This is a genomic window from Nonomuraea sp. NPDC049400 (assembly GCF_044466425.1).
Classification (GTDB): Bacteria; Actinomycetota; Actinomycetes; order Streptosporangiales; family Streptosporangiaceae; genus Nonomuraea.
In genome coordinates, this window is the sequence record NZ_JBITMP010000001.1 from 329,441 (window position 1) to 350,914 (window position 21,474).

General features: G+C 71.4%; 13 protein-coding genes and 1 pseudogene. 9 read left to right on the top strand and 5 right to left on the bottom strand.

All coding sequences use genetic code 11. The features are described 5' to 3' along the window. Positions 1-4 precede the first annotated feature (4 nt). From ACIBVN_RS01420 to ACIBVN_RS01430, 3 genes are all read left to right on the top strand, one after another. Positions 5-1,030: an alpha/beta hydrolase gene (locus ACIBVN_RS01420; protein WP_397131411.1), complete on the top strand. Its 1,026-nt coding sequence runs from the start codon at positions 5-7 to the stop codon at positions 1,028-1,030. A gap of 85 nt (positions 1,031-1,115) precedes the next feature. Continuing rightward, positions 1,116-2,072 (top strand): alpha/beta hydrolase, encoded by a 957-nt coding sequence (locus tag ACIBVN_RS01425; protein ID WP_397131413.1) that lies wholly within the window; start codon positions 1,116-1,118, stop codon positions 2,070-2,072. 47 nt (positions 2,073-2,119) lie between these two features. Beyond that, positions 2,120-2,845, top strand: a complete 726-nt coding sequence (locus ACIBVN_RS01430; RefSeq protein ID WP_397131415.1) for an alpha/beta fold hydrolase — start codon at positions 2,120-2,122, stop codon at positions 2,843-2,845. A gap of 10 nt (positions 2,846-2,855) precedes the next feature. Here ACIBVN_RS01430 and ACIBVN_RS01435 read toward each other — a convergent pair whose 3' ends face one another. From ACIBVN_RS01435 to ACIBVN_RS01445, 3 genes and pseudogenes are all read right to left on the bottom strand, one after another. Beyond that, on the bottom strand, positions 2,856-3,731 hold the full coding sequence (locus tag ACIBVN_RS01435) for a LysR family transcriptional regulator (protein WP_397131417.1): 876 nt from the start codon (positions 3,729-3,731) through the stop codon (positions 2,856-2,858). A gap of 49 nt (positions 3,732-3,780) precedes the next feature. Continuing rightward, positions 3,781-4,643: pseudogene (gene vph / locus ACIBVN_RS01440) on the bottom strand (viomycin phosphotransferase). Between the two features lie 9 nt (positions 4,644-4,652). Next, positions 4,653-4,880 (bottom strand): hypothetical protein, encoded by a 228-nt coding sequence (locus tag ACIBVN_RS01445; protein WP_397131419.1) that lies wholly within the window; start codon positions 4,878-4,880, stop codon positions 4,653-4,655. 803 nt (positions 4,881-5,683) lie between these two features. On the opposite strand from ACIBVN_RS01445, the gene ACIBVN_RS01450 reads away from it, so the two are divergent. The 4 genes from ACIBVN_RS01450 to ACIBVN_RS01465 are packed head-to-tail and all read left to right on the top strand — an operon-like array spanning position 5,684 to position 11,615. Further along, positions 5,684-7,975, top strand: a complete 2,292-nt coding sequence (locus ACIBVN_RS01450) for a LuxR C-terminal-related transcriptional regulator (RefSeq protein ID WP_397131421.1) — start codon at positions 5,684-5,686, stop codon at positions 7,973-7,975. 12 nt (positions 7,976-7,987) lie between these two features. After that, positions 7,988-9,499, top strand: a complete 1,512-nt coding sequence (locus tag ACIBVN_RS01455) for a sugar ABC transporter ATP-binding protein (RefSeq protein ID WP_397131423.1) — start codon at positions 7,988-7,990, stop codon at positions 9,497-9,499. Further along, positions 9,493-10,491 (top strand): ABC transporter permease, encoded by a 999-nt coding sequence (locus ACIBVN_RS01460; RefSeq protein ID WP_397131425.1) that lies wholly within the window; start codon positions 9,493-9,495, stop codon positions 10,489-10,491. The genes ACIBVN_RS01455 and ACIBVN_RS01460 overlap by 7 nt, the downstream gene beginning before the upstream one ends. Continuing rightward, the gene (locus ACIBVN_RS01465; protein ID WP_397131427.1) at positions 10,488-11,615 is read left to right on the top strand and encodes a substrate-binding domain-containing protein; all 1,128 of its coding nucleotides are present in this window, start codon (positions 10,488-10,490) and stop codon (positions 11,613-11,615) included. Before ACIBVN_RS01460 ends, ACIBVN_RS01465 begins: the two co-directional genes overlap by 4 nt. 15 nt (positions 11,616-11,630) lie before the next feature. On the opposite strand, the gene ACIBVN_RS01470 is transcribed toward ACIBVN_RS01465, so the two are convergent. Further along, positions 11,631-13,601, bottom strand: coding sequence for an ATP-binding protein (locus tag ACIBVN_RS01470; RefSeq protein ID WP_397131429.1), 1,971 nt, complete (start codon positions 13,599-13,601; stop codon positions 11,631-11,633). Between the two features lie 560 nt (positions 13,602-14,161). Between ACIBVN_RS01470 and ACIBVN_RS01475 the strand changes: the two genes are divergently transcribed. Together ACIBVN_RS01475 and ACIBVN_RS01480 are read left to right on the top strand one after the other, a co-directional pair. Continuing rightward, entirely contained in the window at positions 14,162-18,646 is a 4,485-nt protein-coding gene (locus ACIBVN_RS01475) for a hypothetical protein (protein WP_397131431.1), read from the top strand. Between the two features lie 72 nt (positions 18,647-18,718). Further along, positions 18,719-20,377 carry an AbfB domain-containing protein gene (locus ACIBVN_RS01480; RefSeq protein WP_397131433.1) on the top strand — a complete coding sequence of 553 codons (1,659 nt, stop codon included), beginning with the start codon at positions 18,719-18,721 and terminating at the stop codon, positions 20,375-20,377. Here the strand turns inward: ACIBVN_RS01480 and ACIBVN_RS01485 are convergent. Beyond that, complete coding sequence (locus ACIBVN_RS01485) at positions 20,361-21,467, bottom strand: LacI family DNA-binding transcriptional regulator (protein WP_397131435.1); 1,107 nt, start codon at positions 21,465-21,467, stop codon at positions 20,361-20,363. The genes ACIBVN_RS01480 and ACIBVN_RS01485 overlap by 17 nt on opposite strands. Positions 21,468-21,474: the final 7 nt, after the last annotated feature.

Here is a 21,474-nt window from a genome sequence, read left to right on the forward strand (position 1 = left end):
GTGCGTGGGAACTGAGCCCGCCTCGGACGGGGGCGCCTGCGAGGGCCCAGCCGTCGTCCTCGATCCCCTGGTCCAGAGGCTCGTCGACGCCTCGGCGGCACCGCCGTACCTGCACCAGCTCGGCCCGGACGACGGCCGGCAGGCGTTGCTGGAGACCCAGGGCCACCCGGGCGAGGATTCCGGAGTGGAGGCCGAGTTCCGGGTGGCGCCGGTGGGGCCGTCCGAGCTCGCCGGCTTCTGGGTGTTCCGGCCCGTCCGGACGGCCGGGGTCCTTCCGGTGGTCGTCTACGTCCACGGGGGCCGCTGGATGCTCGGCGACGCGCAGACCCACGCCAGGATGATCAGTGAGCTCGCCGCTGCCAGCGACGCCGCGTTCGTGGTCCCCGAGTACACCCGGACACCTGAGGCGCGGTATCCGGTCGCCGTCGAGGAGTCGTACGCGGTGCTGACCTGGGTGGCCGAGCACGCCGCCGGCCTGGGGCTGGACGGCCGGAGGCTGGCGGTCGCCGGTGACTGCGCGGGCGCGACCATGGCCACGGCGCTCACCATGATGGCCAAGCGGCGCGGCGGCCCCCGCATCCGGGCCCAGCTGCTGTACTACCCGATGACGGATCCGCGCTGCGACACCGCGTCGCAGCGGCGCTTCGCGTCCGGCTATCTGCTGACCCGCGCGGCGCTGGAGTGGTACTGGCAGCAGTACACCGACGACGAGCACGAGCTGGCCGAGCCCACCGCCGCGCCGTCACGGGCGACCACGGCGGATCTCGCGGGGCTGCCGCCCGCTCTGATCGTCTCCGCGGAGGCCGACGTCGTACGGGACGAGGGCGAGCAGTACGCGCGCCGGCTGCTGGAGGCAGGCGTGCCGGTCACCGCCGTCCGGTATCTCGGGACCGTCCACGACTTCGCCTCGCTCGACCCGTTGCGAGACAGCCCGCCGGCGCTGGCCGCCGTCCGGCAGGGCGGCCTCTTCCTCAAGGACGCCCTGTCCGCCCCGGTAGTGACGCGTCGAAATGGTCAGTCAACATACTGATGCGTCCGGTATGGGTGGATTGCGATGCTGACGGCATGAGCCGCCCACCGGCGGCGCACATGCCCATGGAAAGAGATCAGGCAGCATGTCCGATATCAAGCCCGTGCTCGAAGAGGCCGCACAGGCGTTCGTCGAAGCGACCAAGAACCCGCCGTTCCTCTACGACCTCGGCCCGATCGAGGGACGCAAGGCCGTCGACGCCGTCCAGGACGGCGACGTCCCCGTGCCGGACGCCGACATCGAGGACCTCGTCATCCCCGGCGGACCGTCGGGCGAGGTCTCCATCCGGATCTTCCGGCCGGTCGGCGCCCAGGGCAGCCTGCCCGTGGTCCTGTACATCCACGGCGCCGGCTGGGTGTTCGGCAACGCCCACACGCATGATCGGCTCGTCCGCGAGCTGACCGTACGGGCCCAGGCAGCGACGGTCTTCGTGAACTACAGCCTCTCGCCCGAGGCGAAATACCCCACCGCGATCGAGGAGATCTACGCCGCGCTGCAGTGGATCTCCGAGCACGGGGCCGAGCACGACCTCGACCCGGCCCGCATCGCGGTGGCCGGCGACTCGGTCGGCGGCAACATGACCGCGGCGACCACCATCCTGGCCAAGCGGCGCAACGGGCCGAAGCTCGCCGCGCAGCTGCTGTTCTACCCCGTCACCGACGCGAACTTCGACACCGGCTCCTACGAGCAGTTCGCCACCGGCTACTTCCTCAGCCGCGACGGCATGAGGTGGTTCTGGGACCAGTACACGACCGACCCCGCCCAGCGAGCGGAGATCACCGCCTCGCCGCTGCGCGCGAGCCTGGACGAGCTCGCCGGGCTGCCACCCGCGCTGGTCATCGTGGCCGAGGCCGACGTGCTCCGCGACGAGGGCGAGGCGTACGCCGCCAAGCTGCGTGCCGCCGGCGTCCCCGTCACGGCCGTGCGCTACCAGGGGATCATCCACGACTTCGTCATGGTCAACGCGATGCGCGACACGTACGCCGCGAAGGCGGCCACCCAGCAGGGCGGCGAGTTCCTCCGCGACGCCCTGAGCGCCTGACACCCGGCCGTCCGAACCGCGCGTACCCTGATCAAGGAGCCCTCCCCATGACGGAAAGCACCACTCCCACAGTCGTTCTCGTGCACGGCGCGTTCGCCGACGCCGCCAGCTGGAGCGGCGTCATCGCCGAACTGCAGCAGCACGGCGTTCCCGTGGTGGCCCCGCCCAACCCGCTGCGCGGCCTGGCCTCCGACGCGGCGTACATCGCCTCCCTGGCCGCCCAGATCGACGGCCCGGTCGTGCTGGCCGGCCACTCCTACGGCGGCGCGGTCATCACCGTGGCCGGCGCCACCGACAACGTCGCCGGCCTCGTCTACGTCGCCGCGTACGTGCTCGAGGAGAACGAGAGCCTCGGCGAGCTGCAGGGGCGCTTCCCCGAGCCGCCGCTGGGGGCCAGCCTGCGGCAGGCGGCCTACCCGGTCGAGGGCGCAGACCCCGCGGTCGAGGTCACGATCGCCCCTGAGGCGTTCCCGGAGATCTTCGCCGCTGACGTCCCCACCGAGGTCACCAAGGTCCTCGCGGTGGCGCAGCGGCCGCTGGCGGCCGCGGCGTTCACCGAGACCGCCGCCACGGCGGCCTGGAGGACCAAGCCCTCCTGGGCCGTCATCGCCACCGCCGACCAGGCGATCAATCCCGAGGTCCAGCGGTTCGGCGCCAAGCGGGCGGGAGCGACCGCCGTCGAGGTGGAAGGCGCCTCGCACGCCGTCGCGGTGTCCCGCCCCAAGGACGTGGCCGACCTGATCCGCGAGGCGGTCCGGGCAACCTCCGTCTGACGCCGGAGGCTCAGGTGATGTGCCGGAGCAGCGCCGCGACCGCCGGCGGCGCCTCTCCCTTGGGCCGGACGACCATGACCTTCCACCTCGGCGCGTGCTGGGCGAAGCGGTGGCAGGCCAGGTCGGGGAATCTCGCCGCGATCGACTCCGGCATGATGCACACGCCCAGGTCGTGGCGGACGAGCTCGGACGCCGCCACGATGTCGTTCACCTCGAACGTGGTGGTCCGCTCGACCAGGGCCGCGCGGAACGCCTGATCGACCGAGTGCCGGATCGCCCAGCCGGGCGAGAAGTCCACCAGCGGCAGCCTGGCCGCGTCGGCGAGCGTCACCGGCCCGGCGAACTCGCGCCCGGACGAGGTCACCAGCACCATCTCCTCCCGGGACAACAACCGGGTCTCCAGACCTCGCTGCTGCTGGCGGTCGAGCGCGACGACCGCGAGGTCCACGGCGCCATCCCGGAGCGCCCGCCGGATGTCGACCACCGCCGCCTGCCGCAGGCGGACCACGACGCCGGGATGCTCCTTCCGCAACCCGGCCAGCGCACGGTGCAGGCCGGCCCAGACCCCCTGCATCGTGCCGACCGTGATCCGCCCGCGCAGCTGTCCCCGTACGCCGTCGACTGCCGCCCGCGCCTGCTCGGCGGCCCGTAGCGCCGCTCGTGCGGCCGGGATGAACGCCTCACCGGCCGGGGTCAGGGCCACCCGATGGGTGGTGCGCTCGAACAGCGGAGTGCCCAGGTCGCGCTCCAGGGCGCGTACCGTGCTCGAGACGGCCGACTGGACGACGTGCAGACGCTGCGCCGCCGCCGTGAACCCGCCCTCTTCGGCGACCGCGACGGCCACCTCCATCTGCCGCAGATCCACGAGGAACCCTCCCAGGCCCATCTCTGTATGAGATGGCACTCGTCACTTATTATCGCCGCCCGAGACCTCCTCACCGATAGCCGGCCAGGCCGTCCGCCAGCTCTTCCGCGTCGCCGTCGCGGTGAGCGGACAGCGCCTGCTGGAGCGCGAAGGTGCCGCGGATCACGTGTAAGCGGGAGAGGAGGCCCTTCGACGGCCGGCCGGCCAGTGACAGCAGCCGCTCCAGGAACGCCTCGCCGTAGCCGGCGGCGACGGCCGCGAGATCCTCGGCGGGGTCTCCCAGGACGACCTCGTCCCAGTCGATCACCCCGCTGAGCCGGGGCCGCCCGTCGACCCGGCTCCACAGGACGTTCTCGGCGCCCAGGTCGCCATGGACGACCGCCGCGGTGAGGTGCGGAAGGGCGTCCAGCGCGCCGAGCTCACGCTCGGCCCGCCGGCGCCCCGCGTCCGACATGAGCGCGTACAGCTCCCTGCGGACGTCGGCGGCGAACTCCCGCCACCGATCCTCGGCCGCATGCGGCAACACCGCACGCACCTCCGGATCGGCGCCGGCCCTCCGAGCCCGGCCAGGAGTGCGGCATATTGCGCCGCCACCGCCTCAGCCACCTCAGCGTCATCGAGCGCATCGGCCTCAAGAGGCGCGCCGGGAATGCGGGTGAGAACCAGGAACGGCGGCTCGCCGGTTCGCCGGCCTTCGCCCTGGAGCAGCGGCCGCGGCGTGCGGAAGCCGAGATCGAGGCCGGCGAGGGTACGCAGCACCGCCGCCCGTCCGGCCAGCCGCGCGGCTGCCGCCTCGGTGCGGGGCAGGCACACGACCCGCTCCGACCCCACGACCACGTCATGGAACTGCCCCCGGCGGACGACCAGGCTGCCTGACTCGACCTCCGGCAGCAGCCGGCTCAGCAGCGGACGGCAGTCCTCGCGGATCTCCATGTTCACCGATCACTCGACGGCAGCGCCGCACGGCTCCGGCGCCAGGTCAATGTGGTCCCCGCGGCGAAGACCGGGGCCGCGCAGCCGATCTGCGCTAGGACCGTGGAAGTGGACGAACGGCAGGTCCCCGAGGTCGCCGAAGGCGGCCGCGGGCAGGAACAGCCTATATGGGTCCGCGACGGCGAGGCGTCCAGGCGGTTGGCGCGCACCGGACGTGCCGAAGCCGTGCACCAGCATCAGGTCCGGCAGTGTCGTGCTGCCTCTCGTGCCTGGTCGTTTGAGGGCGATTCTCGGGGTAGCGGACGACTGACGTTGCGCTGGCGACGCTGGGTTCGGAGCTGAGTTTGAGTGTTGCATGAATGTGCGTGATGTGGCTCTGGTTACGTCATCGCCAGAGTGCGGGCTCGGCGGCATGTGTGCGCAGCGGTTAGTTCTACTCCCCGGCATGCTGCTGGGGTGCACTTTGCTCGGTTTCCGGCTCGGCCAGGGGGGATGCGCATCTACGAGACCTGAAAGGGTCAACTCTTGGTGGCACGCCCCGCCCGCCCGTCGGCCATCGGACCGCGCCGGCGTCGCGCCGGAAGATCTCCAGCATGGCTAAGCTGCGCCCGATCGCCCCTGCCTTCGTCGTGCCTGGCCCGTCCGGTGTCGCTGTTCGCGACCGGCTCAAGCACCTCACCGCAGAGGATGGCACGGTGTTGCGGCTGGTCGGCGCGCAAGCGTGGGGCACTGATTCCTCCGATCACCGGTGGCCTTGGTCCAAGGGGATAGCACCGAAACACCCCCTTAACAAGCCTTGACATCCGATGTATCTACCCCGGTCGGCTGCGGCGCGGGATTCAGCGATCGCCCCGCCGCCGGTGCCGGCAGTAGTGGGATCGCCAACGAACCGGCCCTTTAGCGGCACGGGTGAAGGCGGTTGGCAAAAATTCAGTGTGGCTAGCGCAGCATTTACGTCTGCCGTGCCATGGCATTACCGGGGCCGGGTAATTCAACAGGTCACGGGGATATGTGGGGGGTGGACGTTTGTGCCATCCGCGATGACGCGATCGCGTGCGGGGAGTCTGCCGCTCGAGCTCACCAGCTTCGTCGGTCGCAGGCAGGAGATAGCCGAGGGCAAGCGCCTGCTCGCGGCCGGCCGGATGGTGACGCTCACCGGTGCCGGCGGGGTGGGCAAGACGCGGCTGGCGTGCCGGATCGCCGCGGAGCTGTCACGGGACTTCCGTGACGGGGTCTGGCTGATCGACCTGTCTCCGCTTGTGGCGGCGGACCTGCTCGTGGAAACGGTCGCCGCCGCCGTCGGTTGCCCCCAGCCGGACCTGGGCTCTCTTGCCGAGTTCCTGCATGACAAGCAGGCGCTGTTGGTGCTCGACAACTGCGAGCATCTGCTCCGCGAGTGTGCCGGCCTGACCGGCGATCTGCTGGCCATGTCCCCTGAGCTGAGCATCCTGGCCACCAGCCGGCAGGCGCTGCACGTCGCGGGGGAGCAGATCCTCGAGGTCCCGCCGTTGACCGTGCCGGACGCGGCTGAGACGTCACTGGATGACGCACTGTGCAACGAGGCAGTGCGGCTGTTCGAGGATCGCGCCTCGTCCGTCGTGCAGGACTTCCGGGTCAACGAGGCCAACAGCGGGACGGTGGCGCGGCTGTGCCGGCGATTGGAGGGCATACCGCTGGCCATCGAGCTCGCCGCGGTGCGCGTGCAGGTCCTGTCCGTGGAGCAGATCCTCCAGCGCATCGACAACCGGTTCCGTCTGCTGACGGCCGGCCCCACCACCGCGCCGCCGCGGCAGAAGACGTTGCGGGCGCTGCTGGACTGGAGTTATGACCTGTGTTCCGACGAGGAGCGGGTGCTGTGGGAGCGGTTGTCGGTCTTCTCCGGCGGTTGTTGCCTGGAGGCCGTCCAGCACGTGTGCCCGGGGGGCGGGATCGCCCCGGAGAGCGTGGTGGACGTGCTGGGCCGGCTGGTGGACAAGTCGATCGTGCAGCGCCGCGGCCAGGGCCGTTTCGGGATGCTGGACACGCTGCGCCAGTACGGGGCGGAGCGGCTCGCCGAATCCGGCCTGGACAAGGCCCTGCGCCTGCGCCACCGCGACTGGTGCCGCGGTCTGGCGGCGCGGGCCGAGGCCGAGTGGTTCGGCGAGCAGCAGATGGACTGGCTGGCGCGGCTCACCGAGGAGCAGGGGAACGTACGGGCCGCGCTGGAGTTCTGCCTGAGCGAGCCGGGGGAGGCATGGGCCGCGCTCGAGATCGCCGCCGCGATGTGGAGCCATCGGCTTTCGTGGAGCTCCCCGAGCGAAGGGCACCACTGGCTGGAGCGGGCGCTGGCACAGGAGCCCGGCGCCGGCGCTCTACGGGCCAAGGCCTTGTGGGTCGACGCCTGGCTCGTGCTGCTCCGCGGGGAAGCGCAGGCCGCCAAGCCGTTGCTGGATGAGTGCCGGGAGCTGGCGGAGCGGCTGGGTGACGAGGCCGAGCTCGCCGGCGCCGTCCACATCACCGGGTTCGCCACGTTGCTGGCCGGCGATTTCACCCGTGCCTTCGAGCTCCTGGAAGAGGCCCTGTCCCGGCGCCGCGCCCTGGGCCATCGGGGCAACGCGTGGGTGGCGCTCTTCCAGCTGGCCATGACCGCCGTGCTCATGGGCGATCCGCGCTCCGCGAAGCTGTGCGAGGAAGTCCTGGAGACGGCCGTGCGGGCGAACGCCGAGTGGTCGGTCTCGTACGCGCTGTGGGTCGCGGCCCTGGACCGATGGCGGCAGGGCGAGCACGGGCAGGCCGCGACCATGATGCGGGACGCCGTCCGGCTGAAGCTGCGCTGCAACGACCATCTGGGCCTCGCCCAGTGCCTGGAGGGGCTGGCCTGGATCCTGGCCGACGGCGAGCAGTACGAGCAGGCCGCCCGGATGCTGGGCGCCGCTCACATGACCTGGCAGTCGATCGGGACGTCACTGCCCGGGCTCAGGCATCTGGCGGGCGCCCACGACCGGTGCGAGTCCACCGTCCGGCACCACCTCAAGGAAGAGCCGTTCAAGGCGGCCTTCGAGCGCGGCTCGCAGCTCACTCCCGACCAGGCCGCCGCCTTCGCGCTGGAGGAGAAGCTCACCCGGCCCGCGGAAGGCGTCCAGCCCGGATCCGACGTCGCCTCCATCCTCACCCGCAGAGAACGGGAGATCGCCGAACTCGTCGCCCAGGGCCTGAGCAACAAGCAGATCGCCGAGGACCTGGTCATCTCGCAGCGCACCGCGGAGTGCCATGTGGAGAACATCCTGCGCAAGCTGAACTTCACGTCCAGGTCGCAGATAGCCAAGACGTGGGCCTCGCGCCAGGCCAGTTGAGGACCTCGAGAGATGACCACGCCGGGACCGGCGACCACCCCCGACCCGCTCATCCGGATCCGGGGGCTCCGCAAGCACTTCGGCGGCATCCACGCGCTGGACGGCGTGGATCTCGAACTCCACCGCGGCGACGTCCTCGCCCTGCTCGGCGCGAACGGCGCCGGCAAGTCGACGCTGATCAAGATCCTGGCCGGGGTCCACCGGGCCGACGGGGGAGAGGTGATCGTGGCCGGCCAGCCGCTGGGCAGCCGGGCCGCCACCGCCTGCCTGGCGTTCATCCACCAGGATCTCGGCCTCGTGGAGTGGATGTCCGTCGCGGAGAACATCGCCCTCGGCACGGGATACGCCCGGCGCGGCGGCCTCATATCCTGGCGCGCGGTCGGTGACCGCTGCAGGGACGCCCTCCGGATCGTGGCCTGTCACCTCGACCCGGACGAGCCGATCGCCCACCTGACGCGCGCCGAGCGCTCACTCGTGGCCATCGCCCGCGCGCTGGCCACGGACGCGAAGATCGTCGTGCTGGACGAGCCGACCGCCTCACTGCCCGTCGCCGAACGCGGCCGTCTCTTCGACGTCCTGCGTGCGCTCCGCGAGCGCGGTCACGGGATCCTGTATGTCACGCATCGGCTCGACGAGGTCTACCGGATCGCCGACAGGGTCGCCGTCCTGCGCGACGGGCGCCTCGTCAGCCACGGCCCGCTCGCCGGCCGCGACCCGGCCGGTCTCGTGCGCGACATCGTCGGCCGGGAGAGCAGGCGCCACCGGCGCCAGGTCCGCAGGCCACGAGAGGTCCTGCTCCGCCTCGAGGACGTGCGCACCAGCCAGGCGGGACCGGTCGGATTCGACCTGCGGGCCGGGGAACTGCTCGGGCTCGTCGGGCTCGCGGGCGCCGGGCACTGGGAGATCGGGCGCGTGCTGGCCGGCGCATGCCCCATGCTCTCGGGACACGTGCTGCTCGACGGCCTCCCGTACCGGCCGGTCTCGGTCTCTGCCGCCGTCGGCGCGGGCGTCGGCCTCGTGAGCGGCAACCGGTACGAGGAGGGGGTGGCGGAGAATCTGAGCGTACGGGAGAACCTGCTGGCCAACCCAGGCACGCGCGGACGATCGCCGCTGAGCCCGCTGAGGCCGCGCCGCGAGCGCGACGAGACCGCCGAGCTCATGACGCGCCTGCGCGTTCGCCCCGCCGACGCGGAAGCGTCCTTCACCGACCTGTCAGGCGGAAACCAGCAGAAGATGCTGATCGGGCGGTGGCTCAAGGCCCGCCCCCGCCTGCTGATCCTGGAGGAGCCCACGGCCGGCGTCGACGTCGGCGCGAAGGCCGAGATCTACCGGCTGCTCGACGACGCCCTGGCGAGCGGGATGGCCGCGCTCCTGGTCTCGGCCGACTTCGAGGAAGTCGTGAACATGTGTGACCGTGCCCTCGTGTTCGCGCGCGGAGCGATGATCACCGAGCTGGGCGGTGACGCCCTCACCGCCGCCGCTCTCGCCCGCGCGGCCACGGCCTACGGGACGGGCCGTTGCTGATCAACGGTCCCACGCGCCGGCGGCGGCTGTCCGCCGGCCGGCTGGTCGGCGGCTACGGACTGCTCGTGCTGGCCGTCATCCTGGCCGCCGTGTTCGCGTTCGTGCTGCCGGACACGTTCCCCACCATGGCCAACCTGACGGCCATAGTCTCCGCCTACTCGATCATCGCGATCCTGGCGCTGGGCGCGATGATCCCCATCGTCACGGGGCACTTCGACCTTTCCATCGGGTACGGCCTGGGCCTGGGGCATGTCATGACGCTGCTCCTCGTGGTCAACGCCGGATGGCCGTGGCCCCAGGCGTGCCTGGTCGTGCTCGCCGGCGGAGTCGTGGTCGGCATGGCCAACGGCTTGCTCGTGAAGTTCGTCCGCATCGACTCGTTCGTCGCGACTCTCGGCACCGGCAGCATCCTGTACGCCATCACGGGCTGGGTGACCCATGGCGCCCGGATCTTCCCCGGTCCAGAAGGCCTGCCGGCGGGACTGACCGGCCTGTACGAGTCGACGTTCCTGAACGTGCCCATACCCGCCTTCTACGTCCTCGTCCTGGCCGCCGTGCTCTGGCTCATGCTGGAGCGGCTCGCCGTGGGCCGTTATCTCTACGTCATCGGCTCCAATCCGCGAGCGGCCGAACTGGTCGGGATCCCGATCCGCCGGTACGTCATCGCCGCCTTCGCGATCTCCGGCCTGGTGACCGGCTTCGCCGGGATCCTGCTCGCCGCCCAGCAGCAGATCGGCAACCCGAGCGTCGGCCTCGACCATCTGCTGCCGGCGTTCGTCGCCGCCCTGCTCGGCTCGACCACGATCAAACCCGGCAGGCCCAACCCCTGGGGCACGGTCGTCGCCGTCGCGGTCCTGGCCATCGGGCTGTCCGGCATCGGCCAGCTGGGGGCGGAGTTCTGGGTGACACCGCTGTTCAACGGCATCACCCTGCTGATCGCGGTCGGGCTGGCCGGCTACGCCGCACGGCGCCGGGCGAGGAGCCGGACGTGAACCTCGTGCGGGCCGCCGCGGCGCTGGCGCTGGCCGCCGTGGTCGCGGGCGGCTGCTCGCGCGGCCCGCAGCAGCCGGCTCCCGGCTGGACCGCCGTGAGCCCGTGCCCCGGCGTGGTGCGCACCGCCGCCCGGGAGGTCGCGCGGGCCGAGGCGGTGGACGTTCCCTGGGACGGTCCCACGAGCGGGCCGCGAGCGGTCCCCGGCAAGAGCGTCGTGTTCGTCGCGTCGACCATGACCAACCCCGGCGTGGCCGGCACCGCCAACGGGGTGCGGCAGGCCGCGCAGTCCGTACGATGGCGCTTCCGCGTGATCGACGGCCAGGGCACCCCCGCCGGGATACGAGCGGCCCTGGGCGAGGCGATCGCGCTGCGGCCGTCGGGGATCGTCATCGGCGGGTTCGACCCGAATTCCGTGGCCCTGCAGGTCAGGCAGGCCAACGCCGCCGGCATCGTGCTCGTGGGCTGGCACGCGACCAACGCGCCGGGCCCCAGCGCGAATCCCAGGCTCTTCACCAATGTCACGAGCCGGGTGGAGGACGTGGCGAGGATCAGCGCGTACTGGATCATCGCCAGGTCGAACGGCGCCGCCGGAGCCGTGATCTTCACCGACTCCTCGATCCCGTTCGCGGAGAACAAGTCCCAGCTCATCAAGAGGACGCTGCTGAGCTGCTCCGGCGTCAAGCTCCTCGCGTACGAGAACATCCCGCTCCCCGACGCCGGCAGCCGCATGCCGCAGGTGGTCGCCTCCCTGCTGGCACGCTTCGGCGACCGCTGGACGCACTCGGTCGCCATCAACGACCTCTACCTGGCCGACGCCGCTCCGGCGCTGCGCGCGGCGCGCCGGCCAGGCGGCGGGCCGCCCTACTCCGTCGGCGCCGGGGACGGCGATCCATCGGCGTTCGAGCGCATCCGCGACCGGCGCTACCAGCAGGCGACCGTCCCTGAGCCGTTGAACGCGCAGGGCAGCCAGATCGTCGACGAGCTGAACCGCGCCTTCGCCGGTCGCCCGCCGAGCGGCTACGTGTCGCCGGTCCACCTGACCACGGCGGAGAACGTGAACGGCGCCACGTCATGGGAGCCACGCGGCTACCGCGAGGCCTACCAGCGGATCTGGCGGGGGTAGCGGGGCCAGGGAGCCTCAGGACGAGTGCCGGTGCCCGGGACGGACCGCGAAAGTGACGGCTTGTCCGGTCCCGAGCCGCGCCCCTTGGCGGAACGCGGACGTGAACGCCCCTCTCCCGAGCGTGCGCCGGGTCTGATCCCTGCACCGCTCGTGCGAGGGGGCGTGGTAGCACAGCCGCTCGGGCGACGCGCCGGCCGCCTGCCACAGCGCATGCGCCGCTCCCAGCAGCCCGGCGGCTCTCTCGTGCTCCTCCCGGGCGCAGGCCACCCATGCCAGCACCTCCAGGCACTGGGCGAGGCACCACCGGTCGTCGTTCTGCCCGGCGAACTCCGTGGCCGCCGTCACCAGGGCCTCGGCCCGCGGGCGGTCGCCCAGGTTCCACCACGCGACGGCGAGAGCCAGCTGGGCGTACGCGCGCGACACCAGGGTGTGGTGGGACTCGCACAGCTCCAGGAGCTCCTCGCCGAACCCCGCGGCCTGGGCGGGGTCCTCGCTCGAGCCGTACGCGGCCGCGAAGTAGAGGTTGAACAGGACCCCGTCCATGTCGTGCCTGGCCCGGTGGAGGGCGAGGGACTCCCGCAACAGCGCGAGACCGCGCCGCCCCTCGCCGCTGGAGAAGGCGGCCACACCTTCGGTCCGGACGGCGTACGGCAAGATGTCCTCATTGCCCGTTTGGCGGGCGATGGCGCGGCATTCCTCCAGCCGCGGCATGGCCGCGCCGAGGTTGCCCTGGCGCAGGGCGAGCATGCTGTCCACCCACAGCGCCGTCGCCCGGGCGCGGCCGGCCTCCGGCAGCAGCTCCAGGCCGCGTTCGAGCCAGTAGCGGCCCTCGTTGAGCGCGCCGGACAGCAGCCAGAAACACCACATCGCCGACGCGGTCTCCAGCCCGGCAGGGGCCAGCGGCGGCTCGCTCAGAGAGATCTCCAGGGCGGCGCGTACGTTGGGCAGCTCCCGCCGCAGCGCCTGGTAACGCTCCAGCTGGTCGGGGACCAGCTGGTCGAGCCGGTGCGCCTGCGCCAGTTCCCGGTAGTGGCCGACGAAACGCTCGCGCAGCAGCCGCCGCTCGGAGGGCGTCAGCCGCTCGGAGCCGTACGCGCGCAGGCTCTCCGGCATGCGGCAGCCGAGCCCGTCCCGGACCAGGACGGACTTGTCCACCAGACCGGACAGGAGGTCGAGCACGTCGAGCGGGTCGATGCCCTCGCCGGAGCAGACCTTCTCGGCGGTGTCCAGATCGGCCCCGCCGGGGAAGATCGACAGCCGCGCCCACAGCCGCTGCTCCGCCGCCGAGCACAGCCGGAAGCTCCAGACCATGGTCGCGCGCAGCGTCCGGTGCTGCGGCAACGCGGTGGGGGCGCCGCCCGTCAGCACGTCGAAGCGCTCGTCCAGCTCGTCCGTCAGGCGCTCCAGCGACAGGGTGCGCAGCCGTGCGGCGGCCAGCTCGATCGCCAGCGGGATCCCCTCAAGGCGCCGCACCAGCCGCGCCACGCGCTCCACGTTGCCCACGCCCAGCGAGAAGCCCGGCACGACGTGCGCCGCGCGCTCCACGAACAGGCGAACCGCGTCATGCCGGGCGACCTCCCGGACCGTGCGGCCAGGGCACGGAACGGGCAACGGCTGGACCCTCAGCACCTGCTCGCCGTACACGCCCAGCCTCTGCCTGCTGGTCACCAGGACCTGCACATGGGGCGCCCCCTGCAGCAGCCGCTCCACGAAACGGGCGCAGACCTCGCCCAGATGCTCGCAGTTGTCCAGGACCAGCAGCATCCGCTTGGCCGACAGGTGCTCCACCAGTGCGCCCATGAGGTCGGGGGGCGCGTCGCGCAGCCCGAGGGCCGCGGCGACCGCCGGTTCCAGCAGGTCGCCGGTCTCCAGGGGGCCGAGCTCGACCACCTCGGCGCCGTCGCGGTACTTGTCCCGCAGGAGCTCGGCCAGCCTGAGCGCCAGCCGGGTCTTGCCGACCCCGCCCGTGCCGGTCAAGCTGAGCAACCGCGCCTTTGACAGCGCTTTTCGCGCCGCGGACAGCTCGTGCCCCCGCCCGACAAATGTTGATTCATCCGTCAAAAGCGAGTCGCCCCCAAGCTCGCACAGCTTCCACTACCAGGTTATTCCTGGCGCATTTCGCCAGGCAGAGGCCCTGGCGCCAGTCGTATCGCCGCGCCGGCGCCGCCGACCTCCGGCCAGACCACGATCCTCGCCCCGGCGCTCGCCTCACGTTCGGTGGCCGCCGACGAGCGGAGGAGGCCGCTCTTCGGGAGGCGCGATAGAGACCGGTGTCTATTGAAATGCCCTCAGACTAGGCGTGAGCCGCCCGAGTCGACAAGGGAGTAGGCGTATTTCCGTCGTGCGCGGCAATCTCACGAGCCTCATATTAGGCCATTGAACAGGGGAAACGCATGACCGTGAACGTGCCGCGTGTCGTCCGGTCTTGTAACGCGTGGGTAACGGCTTCTTGTCGCTTGTCTAACTCCGACCTAATCTCGGGGGACAACGTTTTCTATCCCTCGAGCCCGAAGGCATCACCCCCCGTGTCAGGAGATCAATCCGCCATGCGCACACGGCGCCGGTTAGCCGGCCTGCTCGCCGCGACCCTGCTGCTGCCCTTCCTCGCCGTGACGCACGCGGCAGCCGTCGCGACCGCCCCCCTGCCCGCCGGATACGTGGACGTGGTCACGTTCGGCGACGCCGAATCCGAGAGCACCCACGCGCTGCAGGCGGCGTCCACCGCGGTGGTGGACGGAGCGCTGGGGGAGCCCGCCAGGGTCGCCAAGCCGACCGCCCCGCCGAGCGTCAAGGGAGGCGAGCTGCGGTTCAGGGTTGCGGTCGACCCGGTCGCGCAGAACTACTTCACGCTGAAGTTCTGGGGGAGCGACGTCTCGCCCTACAAGACGATCGCCTACATCAACGGCGAGCAGATCGGCTACCGCCGCTCGGGCGACTACGAAGCGATCAACCTCGGATCGAGCATGCCGCTGCCCGGCCGGTTCTACTACAACACGATCATGCTGCCGCTCGCGCACACGCAAGGCAGGCGGCTGGTCGAGATGACCGTCAGGACGTATGACGCCGCGTTCAGCCAGCCCGTGACCGCCGACTCGCGCGGCTACTACCGGGCCTACACGCACACCACCGCGTACCTGGACGTCTCCGGCGAGAAGCAGGGGGCGGTCACCCCGGACACCACGCCCCCGCCCGGGCCGAGTGACGCCGAGAAGCAGGCGATGGTCGACCGCTACAGGCAGAGCCAGATCGGCCTGTTCAACCAGTACAGCGCCCAGCTCGACGCCTCGCCGGCGGCGAAGCTGTCGATCGTCCGCTACCAGGACGACCTGCGCTTCTACGCTTCGGCGCTGCTCGAGCCGTGGGTGCCGGCGAACACGCCCGAGCTCAAGAAGGCGGCGCTGCGCCGCCTGTTCAAGGCCATCGACAACCACGTGAAGGACTACTACGCCGACACCCGGCTGCTGCTGAGGGGCGGCCACCAGGGCGACTGGGGCGGCTACTACGGGGCGCTGGGCGAGGCGCTGTACATCGTGGAGAACCTGATCCCGGAGGTGTACGGCACGCAGGAGTTCGAGGCGTTCCTGAACGAGCCCTTCGTCACCGGCACCCAGGACGGACCGGCCTCGCTCAAGGGCGTGGACTGGGACGGCGGCGAGCTGTCCCGGCGAGAGGCGTACGAGCGGGTGCTGAAGGCCAACTTCGACTTCGCCCGAGCCCGCCTGTCCTACATCTACAACCAGGTGATGTACACCTACGAGGGCGCGTGGGAGGCGCACGAGGGCCTGCGGGTGATCGGCTCGCGCTTCTACGAGGGGAAGGCCAGGAGCCACCGGATCCTGCTGGAGTCGCTCGGCGTCGAGCCCTTCCTCGGTGAAGAGGTGCTGGCCGGGCCCGACGGCAAGGACCTGGACCTCTACCACTCGCTCTTCTGGCACGACACCACCGCCCGCTTCACCGACGACTTCGCGCAGATCGTCGCCAAGGGCCTGGCCAGGAGCAAGCTCGGCGCCGACGGGAAGGTGGTGCGCCGCCTGCCGTACGGCGAGCATTACACCGGCATGACCAAAGCCGGCCTGACCAGGGAGAACACCTTCGTCGCCAACTACGGCGAAGCCACCAACTACCTGCCTGAGTACTTCTTCCGCACCTGGGGGCACAAGGGCGACGAGCGGCTCAACGACGAGATACTCAAGCTGGCGCTGAAGAACCTGCACGCCCGTGGCTTCACCCGCTACACCGGCACGGACGCCAACGGCAAGCGGGTGTCCCTGGCCGAGATGGTCGTCGACGAGCGCAACGCCAGCTACCCGGGCTGGCCCGCCTACGCCCTGCGCAACAGCGAGGGGCGGACGATGGAGTACGTCACGCTGGACAAGCACATGGCCGAGCACGCCGAGCGCTACTCGGGCGCGGAGTGGGAGCCGTACCGGCGCTACGCGAACGAGGCCGCCGGGTTCCTCCAGCAGCAGATCGCCGACAACCAGTACTTCAACACGTTCTCCTCCGTGGAGGCCAAGCGGAAGTACGACATGTGGCTGCCGGAGACCTACGCCTACCTGCGCAACCGGCCGCCGGCCGGGGCCGTGCTCCCGCAGACGGACTTCGCCGCCTACACGCCCGGCGAGCTCGCCGCGCTGGGCGTCGATCCGGCCGGCTACCAGCGCTTCGCGTTCGCTGACGTGGACAACATGTTCGTCTCCGTCCGCGACGGCGACACCCGGATCTTCGGCTCGCTGTTCGAACGGCAGCGCGGCGTCGCCGGGAACGGGCGGCTGCACGTCCTGGCCAAGGACCACCACAACGTCGTGCAGATCGCCACGGACACCCGGTTCGCCTACCGCGACTACAACGTGCGGATGGACAACATCGACGTCGACTTCATGGAGGACCAGCAGAAGGGCGACGGCGGCCTGCCGCAGGCGCTGGCCGGTGAGATCCTGCCCGCCGCCCACCAGCCGGGCGTCGGCACCGTACGGCGGGAGAACTACGAGTTCGACACGCCCTACTCCGGATACGCGGACTTCCTGACCGCCCGCTACGGGAACTACGTGTTCGCCTTCAACACCACCAGGGACGACTACGGGAACAAGCGGTCGTTCTCCCTGGACGTCCCCGGCGACGCGGTGGACCTGGTCTCGGGCAGGCAGGTGGCCAAGGGCGCGCTCAGCGTGCCGCCCGAGACCGCGCTGGTGCTGAAGCTGGACGGCGTCGTGGCCGAGCGGCTGAAGCCGCACCACGTGGACTTCGTCCAGGCGCTGCGCGACCGCGACGGCGTCACCCTCACCTGGAAGCCCGCCGCCGGCGCCGAGACCTACACGATCAGGCGCGACGGCGAGGTGATCGCCGCCGGGGTCCGCGGCACCACCTTCAGGACCGGCAAGCCGGGCGCGTACACCGTGACCGGGGTGAACCGCCACGGCTCCGGCTGGGCCTCGCAGGCCGTCGAGCCGCCCGCCGAGCCGGTGGAGCGCGTCGGCGAGGTCACCGGCAAGGTCAAGGCGGGTGAGCACCGCGTCGAGCTCACTGGGGGCAACGGCAAGGGCCTCGGCGAGGGCGATGACTACTACCTCGACAAGCGTGACATCCAGGACAGTCTGCTGTTCTCCAACGAGGTGCTCACCGGCAGCGGGTCGGTCAGCGCGCGGATCGTGCAGGCGCAGGGCCCGGCCAGCGGCGTGATGCTCCGGGCGGACGCGCGCTACATCTACTTCGGCGCGGACGCCTCGGGCAGGCTCGTCCTGCAGAACCGCAACCGCGACTCCCGGCACGACTGGCAGGACGAGCGGCGCAGCCCGCTCAACGCGAACGTCCAGGGCTTCACCGCGGCCGAGTATCCGTTCGTCAAGCTCGTACGGGACGCCGACGCGCAGATCGTGCGGGCGTGGGCGAGCAAGGACGGCCGGTCGTGGTCGTACGTGGCGGAGCTGTTCACGCCCTTCCCCGAAGGCGTGTACGCCGGGGTCGTGGCGGCCACGGCGGCCACGTTCACCGACGTCACGGTCTCGCCCGACCGTGACGGGACGCTGTACGCCCGGGTGGAGCGGGCCAGGGACCGGGTGACGCTGCGCTGGAGCAAGCCGGACACCGCCACCCGGTTCACCGTGTACCGCAAGGACGGCGCGAGCGCCGCCTGGCGCCCGGTGCTGGCCGGCGCGCTGACCTTCGAGTTCACCGACGAGCCGCTGCGGCACGGCACGCGCTTCTACCGGATCGCGGCGATCGGCGCGGACGGCGCGGAACGGCCGGGCTCGGGCCTGCTGATGGCGACGGCCGAGCCGCTCGCCACGGTGATCGCCGAGGCGGAGAAGCTGCCCGCGGCCGACTACACCAAGGGCAGCCACTACCTGCTGACCCGGGCGATCGCCGAGGCGAAGGCGGGCGGCGACGAGGCCGAGCTGATCGACCGGATCTACGCCGCCGTCGAGCAGCTCGAGCCGGTCGGCACGCTGCTGAGGAAGGTGGCCGTCGAGCCGTCCATGGTGGAGGCGTCCACCGAGCCGTGGGGCGGAGGCGGGACCAAGGCCCAGAACGGCTGGCGCGCCTTCGACGGCGACCTCGCCACCGCCACCGACACGACCACGGCGGCGGGCTGGATCGACGTGCGCCTGCCGACGGCGGTCGCGCTGGACGCGATCCGCTACCACCCGCGCTCCACGCACGTCACGCGGCTGAACGGCGCCGTGTTCAGGGCATCCGCCGACGGCGGCGCGACCTGGACCGACCTGCACACGGTCAGCGGGGTCGACACGGCGCGGTGGTACTCCGTCCCGCTCCCGCGGACCGCGGCCTACCCGTGGCTGCGGATCGCCTTCCCGGCGGGCAACACCAACGTGGCCGAGGTCGAGTTCCTGTCCATGAGCGACGACCGCACTCTGCTCGACCTGCTCATCAAGGAGGCCGAGGCCGTCGACCCGACCCGGTACACCCCCGAGCTGACCGCCGCGCTCGAGCACGCCCGCTCCGACCTGGCCGGTCAGGACCAGATCGACGCCGCGGCCGAGCGGCTGCGCGTCGCACTCGCGAGCCTGTGACCCCCCGCGGTACGGCTCGCGCCTGCCCGGCGTGAGCCGTACCGCACCCTCCAACCCCCCAAAGGAGAGGTCATGTCCGCACGCACTCCCGCCGTCAGCCGCCGTGGCGCGCTCAAGACAGCGCTCAACACGGTGATCGCCGCCGGCGCCGGCGCGGCCCTGCTCGGCCGCGCCGAACCCGCCGCCGCGGCCAGCCACCCCGGCCTGCTGCACACCCAGGCCGACTTCGACCGCATGCGTTCCATGGTCAACGCCGGAGCCCAGCCGTGGAAGGCGGGCTGGGACCGGCTCGTGGCCAACTCCCACTCCCAGAGCACCTGGACCCCCAACCCGCAGGCGACGATCATCCGTGGCGGCGACGGGCAGAACTACGGCATCCTCTACAACGACATCCACGCCGCCTACCAGAACGCGCTGCGCTGGAAGGTCAGCGGCAGCACCGCGCACGGCAACAAGGCACGCGACATCCTCAACGCCTGGTCGGGCACGCTCACCACGGTCACCGGCAACGCCGACCGCTTCCTCGCCGCGGGCATCTACGGCTACCAGTTCGCCAACGTCGGCGAGATCATGCGCGGCTACAGCGGCTTCGACCTGGCCCGCTTCCAGCGGATGATGCTCAACGTCTTCCACCCGCTCAACGAGCACTTCCTCACCAACCACAACGACGCCTGCATCACCAACTACTGGGCCAACTGGGATCTGTGCAACATGAACTCGATCCTGGCCATCGGCGTGCTCTGCGACCGCCAGGACCTCATCGACCGGGCCGTCACCTACTTCAAAACCGGCGCGGGCAACGGCTCGATCACGCACGCCATCCCGTTCCTGCACAGCGGCGGGCTCGCGCAGTGGCAGGAGAGCGGGCGCGACCAGGGCCACACCATGATGGGCGTCGGGCAGATGGGCGCCTTCTGCGAGATGGCCTGGAACCAGGGCATCGACCTGTACGGCTACGACGGCAACCGGTTCGCCAAAGCCTGCGAGTACATCGCCAAGTACAACCTGGGCGAGGACGTCCCCTTCACCGCCTACACCTGGGGCACCGGCCAGAACTGCGCCCAGCAGACGCACACCGCGATCTCCGCCGCGGGCCGCGGCCAGGTGCGGCCCGTCTGGGAGACCGTCTACCATCACTACGCGATCAGGCGCGGCCTGGCCATGCCGTACTCGGCCGCGTTCGTCGCCCAGGTGCGGCCGGAGGGCGGCGGCGGTGACTACGGGCCCAACAGCGGCGGTTTCGACCAGCTCGGGTTCGGCACGCTCACCCACACCAGGGTCCCCGGCACCGCCACCCTCCCGGCCGGGACGAGGTCGCTGCGCTCGGTCAACTTCCCCGCCCGCTACGTCAGGCACCAGAACAGCCTGGGCTACCTGCACGAGGTGAGCGCCTCCAGCGACGCCCTGACCCGGCAGGACGCCACCTTCACGATCGTGCCGGGCCTCGCCGCGCCGAACGGCTACTCCCTGCGCGCCGCCAACGGGCAGTACCTGCGCCACACCGGGTGGCGGGCGCGCCTGGCCGCCGACGACGGGACCGCCCTGTTCAAGGCCGACGCCACCTTCTACGCCGTACCCGGCGCTGCGAGCGGCTCGGTGCGGCTCGAGTCGAGCAACTACCCCGGCCGCTTCCTGCGGCACCGCAACTACGAGCTCTGGGTGGACGCCTACGACGGCACGGCCGGGTTCCGCGACGACAGCTCCTTCACGGCCGTCACCGCGTGGGCCTGACCTCCGTTATGTCGCGGGCGGGCCCCGGCACATACTGGGCCACGGACTGGCGCACCACCACGTGGGTGCCGAAGACGGCATGCTGCTCCGAGCCGCTGCCCGCCCGCCCCTCCTTCAGCTCCAGCGCCAGGCGCACGGCGCTGCGGCCCAGCTCCTCGTACGGCACGCGCACGGTCGTCAGCTGCGGCCGCAGGTCCGTCGCCAGCGGTATGTCGTCGTAGCCCACGAGCGAGATGTCCTCGGGCACGCTCAGACCCGACTCGAAGACCGCGGCCATCGCGCCGCCCGCGACGATGTCCGTCTCGGCGAAGATCGCGGTGAACGGCGGCCCCGAGCTCAGCCGCCTGCGCACGTGCTCGTACCCGGACGTCCGGGTGAACTCCACCTGCGTCTCGATCAGCTCGGGATCGACGGGCACGCCGTGGTCCTCCAGCGCCCGCCGGTATCCCGAGAGCCTGCCCGCCGTCGTGGTGAACGCCGGCTCCCCGCCGAGGAACAGGATCCGCCGGTGCCCCCGGGACAGCAGGTGGGCGGTCGCCCCGTAGGCGCCGGCCTCGTTGTCGTACTCCACGACCGTGGCGGGGATGTCGTCACCCAGCGGCGGCCGGCCGCACAGGACCAGCCGCGATCCGGCCGCGTCGAGCGTGTGCGCGATCTCCGCCATCCGCGCGCGGTAGGCGTCGTCCTCGACCGCCCCGCCGATCAGGATCACCGCCGACGCGCGCTGCTCGCGCATGAGGCGGACGGCGGTCAGCTCCCGCTCGGGATCGCCCTCGGTCGTGCACACCAGGCACAGCCGCCCGCGGCGCGCGGCCTCCTGCTCGGCCCCGTAAACAGCCGAGGCGAAGGCGGGCCCGCGCACGTCGTTGACGATGAACGCCACCGTCTGGGTGCTGCCCGCCACCAGCGCGCGGGCGTGGGTGTTGGCGACGTAGTTGAGCTCCTTGATCGCCCGCTGCACCCGCTGCCTGGTGGCCTGCGCCACCGGGTAGTCCCCGGCCATCACCCTGGACACCGTGGAGACGGACACGCCCGCCCGTGCCGCGACGTCCCGGATCGTGTTCGGGCGGTGCTCGCCTCTGCTGGCCATGAGCCTG